The following is a 6,338-nucleotide window of genomic DNA, read 5'->3' as shown; positions in this document are numbered from 1 at the left end:
GCCGTACTCAACGCCACCCACCGGACCAACCGGGATGCTCATGCAACCCCAGGACCACCGGGCTGATCAAGCACCGGAGTCCTTTACATGAGCCGCGCCGCCTGACCACCCTCCGCCTCACCACAGGAGCCCGTCCCCGCCCCGGCGGGGGCGGGCTCCTGCCGGCACCGGGCCGGCACCGGCCGCTGTCAGGACCTGCGGGCGGACTCCACGACGAACGGGATGCCCTGCTGGCACGTGCTGAGCAGGTCGGGCTTGGCCCGGCCGGTGACCTCGACCTTGGCGCCGGCGGTCAGCACGTCGGCGGGGCCGCCGACGAGCTGGTAGCCGTCCAGCAGGCGGCACCCGGGCTCCACGCCCGCCTCGACGGTGCCGGTGAGCGTGGTGGCCCCGACGCCCGGCGGGACGCTGGGGCGGCCCGGCTTCGGCGGGAGGCTCGGCCGGCCCGGGGGCGTCGAGCCGGACGGGGCGGTCGGGTCGACCGGGTCGGCGCTGCGCGCGTCGGTCACCGTGGCTCCTCCGGAGGGGCTGGGGGCGGCGCTGCCGTCACCGGTGCCCTGGCCGCCGCAGGCGCTCAGGGCCGCGCAGGTGACCAGCGCGGCGACGATGCTCCGAGCAGTCTTCATACCGGTCAGACGCTCCCCGCCGCTGATCCGTTCCCCGCCCGGCCGGCGCGCACCGGTCAGGCGCGGGCCGAGGCGGCGGCCTTCATGTCGCGCTTGAGCTCCTGCGGCAGCGAGAACGTCAGCCGCTCGTTGGCGGTGACCACCTCGTCGACGTCGGTGAAGCCGCGCGCGGCGAGATACGCCAGGACCTCCTGGACCAGCTCGTCGGGGACGCTCGCCCCGGAGGTCAGGCCCACCGTGCGGGCCCCCTCCAGCCAGGCGTCGTCGATCTCGTGGGCGAAGTCGACGAGGTGGCCGGCGCGGGCCCCGGCGTCCAGGGCGACCTCGACCAGCCGGACCGAGTTGGAGGAGTTGCGCGAGCCGACGACGAGGACCACGTCGCAGTCGGGGGCGATCTCCTTGACCACGTGCTGCCGGTTGGAGGTGGCGTAGCAGATGTCGTCGCTGGGCGGCGACTGGAGCAGCGGCAGCCGGGACTTCAGCCGGGCCACCGTCTCCAGCGTCTCGTCGACCGACAGCGTCGTCTGGGAGAGCCACACCACCTTGCTCGGGTCCCGCACGGTGACCTTGTCGGCGTCGTCCGGGCCGTCGACGAGCTGGATGTGCGCGGGGGCCTCCCCGGCGGTGCCGATGACCTCCTCGTGCCCCTCGTGGCCGATCAGCAGGATGTCGTAGTCCTCGGCGGCGAACCGCTTGGCCTCCTGGTGCACCTTCGTCACCAGCGGGCAGGTGGCGTCGATCGCCTTGAGCGAGCGGGCCTTCGCCTGCTCGTAGACCTCCGGGGCGACGCCGTGGGCGGAGAAGATCACGGTCGCCCCCTCGGGCACCTCCTCGTTCTCCTCCACGAAGATCGCGCCCTTGGCCTCCAGGGTCTGCACCACGTGCTTGTTGTGCACGATCTGCTTGCGCACGTAGATCGGGGCGCCGTAGAGCCTGAGCGCCTCCTCGACGGTCTGCACCGCCCGGTCGACGCCCGCGCAGTAGCCGCGGGGCTTGGCCAGGAGCACGCGCTTGCCGGTCCGGGGAGTCGTCTCAGCCTGAGTCACCCGCCCATCGTACTGCCGCCCCGACAGGCGGCACCGGCTGCGCGGGCCGCCCTCCCGGCGTCCGTAGGGTGGTGGCGTGAGTGCGGATGAGAGCGGGCGCAGCAGCTCCGACGAGCCGTGGCCGGTGCGGGTCGTCAGCCAGAAGGTCGGCGCGTGGATCGCCCGGCTCGGCTGGGTGTGGGTCGACGGGCAGGTGGCGCAGATCAGCCGGCGGCCCGGGGCCAGCACGGTCTTCCTCACCCTGCGCGACCCGTCGGCCGACCTCAGCCTCACGGTCACCACCAACCGGGACGTCCTCGACGCGGGGGCCCCCGAGCTGCGCGAGGGCGCGCGGGTGGTGCTGCACGCCAAGCCCGAGTTCTACGCCGCCCGGGGCACGCTGAGCCTGCGCGCCGACGAGATCCGGCAGGTGGGCCTCGGCGAGCTGCTGGCCCGGCTGGAGAAGCTCAAGAAGCTGCTGGCCGCCGAGGGCCTGTTCGACCGGGCCCGCAAGCGCCGGCTGCCGTTCCTGCCGGGCCGGATCGGGCTGATCACCGGCCGCGCCTCCGCCGCCGAGCGGGACGTGCTGACCAACGCCCGGCGGCGCTGGCCGGCGGTGGAGTTCCGCACGGTGAACGTGGCCGTGCAGGGGCCGGGCGCGGTGCCGCAGATCGTCGACGCGCTGAAGGTGCTCGACGCCGACCCGACCGTCGACGTGATCGTCATCGCCCGGGGCGGCGGCGGCATCGAGGACCTGCTGCCGTTCTCCGACGAGGCGCTGTGCCGGGCGGTCTTCGCCTGCCGTACGCCGGTGGTCAGCGCCATCGGCCACGAGACGGACGCGCCGCTGGTCGACTACGTCGCCGACGTGCGGGCCTCTACCCCGACGGACGCGGCGAAGCGGGTCGTGCCCGACCTGGCCGAGGAGCTGCGCCTGATCCGGCAGGCCCGGCAGCGGGTCGAACGCGCGGTCCGCAACCTGGTCGACCGGGAGGCGCACCGCCTCGACGGGCTGCGGTCCCGCCCGGTGCTGGCCCGGCCGCAGGTGATGGTGGAGCAGCGGGCCGCCGACGTGGCAGCGCTGCGCCAGCGGGCGGGGCGCAACCTGCACCACCGGCTCGGCGCGGCCCAGGACGAGCTGCGGCACACCCTGGCCCGGCTGCGCGCCCTGTCCCCCGCCGCGACCCTGGAGCGGGGCTACGCGATCGTCCAGCGCGCCGACGGCCACGTGGTGCGGGCGGCCGGCGAGGTGGGCCGGGGCGACCCGTTGCGCGTCCGCCTCGCCGAGGGCGAGCTGGCCGCCACGGTCGACGGCTGAGCCGCGCGCGACCGCGGGGCGGGATGTGCTGGGATGGGACGGATGACTGACGAGAAGAACGCCGGGCCGGACGAGCGGCTCAGCTACGAGCAGGCCCGCGCCGAGCTGGCCACGGTGGTGGAGCGGCTGGAGACGGGCGGCACCTCGCTGGAGGAGTCGCTGGCGCTGTGGGAGCGCGGCGAGAAGCTGGCCGAGGTCTGCCAGCACTGGCTCGACGGCGCGCGGGCCCGCATCGACGCGGCCCGGCGGCAGCCGGACGCCTGAGCGCGCCTGCTGGGCGGGGCGCAGCCGCGGGGCGGCGCACCGCCGCCCCGACAGGCACGCACCGCCGTCAGTTGAACAGGTTGTACAGCTCGTTCGGGGCCTCGACGACCTGGTCGGCCGGCGGACGCTGGGCGGCGGTCGCCGCGCCGTAGTCGGCGTACGTGATCCGGATGTCCTGGGCCTTGCTCTGCCCGGACGCCGGGATCTGCACGACCAGCTCGCTGAGCCGGCCCTGCGGGTCCAGCCTGGCGGTGAACGGCACCGACTGGGCCTGCTGCCCGAGCGCCTTGATCAGCTCGGCGTTCAGCGAGCCGGCCTCGGCGGCCTTCGTCACGTCGATCGTGCCCGCGTACGCGCCCTCGCCGGTCTGCCGGACCTCGGTGACGCCCTGGGTCAGCACCTCGCTGCCGGCCGGGTCGACCTTCTCGAAGTCGAAACCCAGGTTGCGGTTGCCCTTGATCCGGCTCTGGTCGAGGTGCTGGTATTTCCCGAGGTTGAGGCTCTGCACGCCGGGCAGCTTGGCCGCCTGGCCGCCGAGGTCGAGCTTGACCCAGCTGTCCGGCTTGAGGTGCACCAGGTCGAGCTTCATCGAGACGTCCGAGGACGCGTCGCCGATGCTCAGTTTGATCTCGGCACTCTGGCTGGGCTGGTGCACCTGCCCCTCGGCCGTGGTGCCGACGCCGGTCATGGTGAACCGGAAGTTGCCGTTGCGGATCTCGTTCGTGGAGTTGAGCAGGGCCTGCTTGGCGTCGCCCGTGCCGGGCGACGCGTTACCGGGCGAGGCGCTGCCGGCGGCGGCGCTGCCGGAGACCGTGGGGGACGCGGAGGCCCCCGCCTCGCCGGTTGCGGTGCTGTCGCAGGCGGCCAGACCAGGAGTGAGCAGCGTCGCGGCGAAGACCGCCGCGCTGAACCGTCGAATGGTCACGTGAACCTCTCCAAGTGGGTCGTCCGGCCCGCATGGGCGCCGGAGGGGAACGCCTACTTCTGTTCCCTGTTGCCGGGTTCCGCAATCCCCGCGCGGTCGATCCGACCCACCGTCCGCGGGTGGCAGGGCGGCTGACGCCGCCCTGCCACCGACGTTCGGATCAGTCCTTGAACATCTCGTAGACCTGGTCGGAGGCCTCGACCACCTTGTCCGCCGGCGGCTGCTGCACGGCGGTGGCGGCACCGTAGTCGGCGTACGTGACCTTCAGGTCCTGCGCCTTGGCCGAGCCGGCGGCCGGCACCTTGATCAGGAACTCCGTGAGCCGCCCCTGCGCGTCGAGCTTCGCGGTGAACGGCACCGCGCTGGCCTTGTCCGCCAGGCCCTTGACGATGTCGGCGTCGAGCACGTCCGAGTCGGTGGCCTTGGTCGCGTCGAGGGTGCCCTCGTACGTGCCCTCGCCCGTCTTCTTGACGTCGGTGATCGCCTTGGCCAGCGCCTCGCTGCCGGCCGGGTCGACGTCGGCGAAGTCGAACTGGAGATCCTTGGCGTTCTTGATCTTCGAGCGGTCGAGGTGCTGGTACTTGCCCTTGCGCTCCTTCGCCCCGGGGATCGCGTCGGCCATCGGGCCGGAGATGTCCAGCTTCACCCAGCTCTCGGTGTCGATGAAGACGAGATGCATGTCCATCGAGAAGTCCTCGGTGGCGTCGCCGCCGCTCATCTTCATCTCGGCGCTCTTCGACGGAATGTGCACCGTGCCGCTGCCGTCGAACTCGCCGCCGGTGATGGCGAAGGTGAAGTTGCCCTTGCTGAGCTCCTTGGTGGAGGCGAGCAGCGCCGCCTTGGGGTCGGCGGGCACGGCCGGGGCGGCGGACGCTTCGCCGGCTGCCGGCTCGGCGGCCGGCGAGTTGTTGCAGGCGGTCAGGCCGGGGACGAAAAGGGCGGCGGCGAGGACGCCGGCGCTCCACCGTCGAATGATCACGTCGTTCTCTTTCCGAAAGGCTGCCCGGCCGTATCGCGCGGCCGGGGTCGAGCCGGGGCAGCCTAACGGAAAGATCGGACGCTCGCCGTCCCCCCGCCAGCCCGACGCCCGCCACGACTCGATCACTTTCCGTGACTGCTGCCGCGCCGCAAGGGACGACCGGCCGAGCTGACTCCCCGTGACGCCCCGCCGCCCCCACCGGACACCACCCGCCCCCTTTGCTCTGCACCCACGCCCGCAACACCCAGCGTGGGCTGGCCAAACGCGCGGCGGCCGGGGCGGGAGAGACGGCACCCGGGTTGCGCTGCGTGACCGTTGCGTATCCGGGTGCAGAGCAAAGGGGCGCGCGGGACGGGTGGGTCGCCGAGCGGCAGGGATCACGTTGCGTGACGCGTGCGCGGTGGCGACCGCGGACCAGGTCGAGCCGAGCGGGCCGCTGTCGTGGACCGAAGCGGCACGGCACGGCGGGCCAAGAGGGCTGCGGCCGTGGGCGGGCGGCGTGGCGCGGTGGGTGCCGCAGCGCCCCGCCGCGGTGGCGGGGTGGCGGGGTGGCGCTAGCGGACCGCGTCGGCGAGCCGGCGCAGCTCGTTCTCCCGGGCGTCCCCGACGACGATCACCGTGCGGCCCGGTTCGAGCAGCACCAGGGCCTGCTCGTTGCCCCGGGCGGTGTAGCGCTGCCAGTTGCGCCCGCCCACCTCGGTGGGACCCTGGGGTTGCCCCTCGGCGGTCAGCTCGGCCGGGAGCAGCCGCTCCGGCGGCACGTTGCTCTGCACCAGTTGGGCGCCCCGCCCCTCCGGGGTCAGGTAGCCGATCCGCAGGTTGGACCCGCCCTCGACGGCGCGGTAGCTGGCGCTGACCGTCCGCCAGTCGGAGTCGAGCCCGGCCGGCTGGCTCACCGGGAAGGCGTTGGCCGCCCGGGCCTGCTCCACGGCGGGGGCCGGGTCGACGACGCTCGGCTGGTCGCCGCCGAGGAAGCCCCGGTAGAAGGCGAGCAGCAGGGCGATCGGGACGAGCAGCACCAGCAGGGAGATCGCCATGTCCTTCGGCGACCGCTCGGACCGGGCCTTCTCCCGACCCGGCGGGCCCGGCGGCGACGGCGTCGGCGGCAACGGGGTCGGCGTCGACGGCGTCGGCTCGGCGGGGCTGTGCTCGGCGGGCTGGGCGGCATCCACCCCGCCATTGTTCCAGCCCCGGGTCGCCC

General features: G+C 73.8%; 7 protein-coding genes. 2 read left to right on the top strand and 5 right to left on the bottom strand.

Annotation, left to right across the window (positions count from 1 at the left end; genetic code table 11):
• Positions 1 to 188 precede the first annotated feature (188 nt).
• Entirely contained in the window at positions 189 to 626 is a 438-nt protein-coding gene (locus ACFYWL_RS30445; RefSeq protein ID WP_386980026.1) for a hypothetical protein, read from the bottom strand.
• Positions 627 to 682: 56 nt separating this feature from the next.
• Complete coding sequence (locus ACFYWL_RS30440) at positions 683 to 1,672, bottom strand: 4-hydroxy-3-methylbut-2-enyl diphosphate reductase (protein ID WP_386980023.1); 990 nt, start codon at positions 1,670 to 1,672, stop codon at positions 683 to 685.
• Positions 1,673 to 1,748: 76 nt separating this feature from the next.
• On the opposite strand from ACFYWL_RS30440, the gene xseA reads away from it, so the two are divergent.
• On the top strand, positions 1,749 to 2,969 hold the full coding sequence (xseA, locus tag ACFYWL_RS30435; protein ID WP_386980020.1) for an exodeoxyribonuclease VII large subunit: 1,221 nt from the start codon (positions 1,749 to 1,751) through the stop codon (positions 2,967 to 2,969).
• A gap of 42 nt (positions 2,970 to 3,011) precedes the next feature.
• Complete coding sequence (locus ACFYWL_RS30430; protein ID WP_043961904.1) at positions 3,012 to 3,233, top strand: exodeoxyribonuclease VII small subunit; 222 nt, start codon at positions 3,012 to 3,014, stop codon at positions 3,231 to 3,233.
• 67 nt (positions 3,234 to 3,300) lie between these two features.
• Here ACFYWL_RS30430 and ACFYWL_RS30425 read toward each other — a convergent pair whose 3' ends face one another.
• The 3 genes from ACFYWL_RS30425 to ACFYWL_RS30415 all read right to left on the bottom strand — a co-directional run bounded on the left by ACFYWL_RS30425 (position 3,301) and on the right by ACFYWL_RS30415 (position 6,309).
• On the bottom strand, positions 3,301 to 4,158 hold the full coding sequence (locus ACFYWL_RS30425; protein WP_386980016.1) for a hypothetical protein: 858 nt from the start codon (positions 4,156 to 4,158) through the stop codon (positions 3,301 to 3,303).
• 160 nt (positions 4,159 to 4,318) lie between these two features.
• Complete coding sequence (locus ACFYWL_RS30420) at positions 4,319 to 5,137, bottom strand: hypothetical protein (protein WP_386980013.1); 819 nt, start codon at positions 5,135 to 5,137, stop codon at positions 4,319 to 4,321.
• 554 nt (positions 5,138 to 5,691) lie between these two features.
• Entirely contained in the window at positions 5,692 to 6,309 is a 618-nt protein-coding gene (locus ACFYWL_RS30415; protein ID WP_386980010.1) for a DUF4245 domain-containing protein, read from the bottom strand.
• Positions 6,310 to 6,338 lie beyond the last annotated feature (29 nt).

This window comes from Micromonospora sp. NPDC002575, from assembly GCF_042889525.1.
GTDB lineage: Bacteria > Actinomycetota > Actinomycetes > Mycobacteriales > Micromonosporaceae > Micromonospora > Micromonospora carbonacea.
This window is presented reverse-complemented; position numbering and strand designations above follow the sequence as displayed.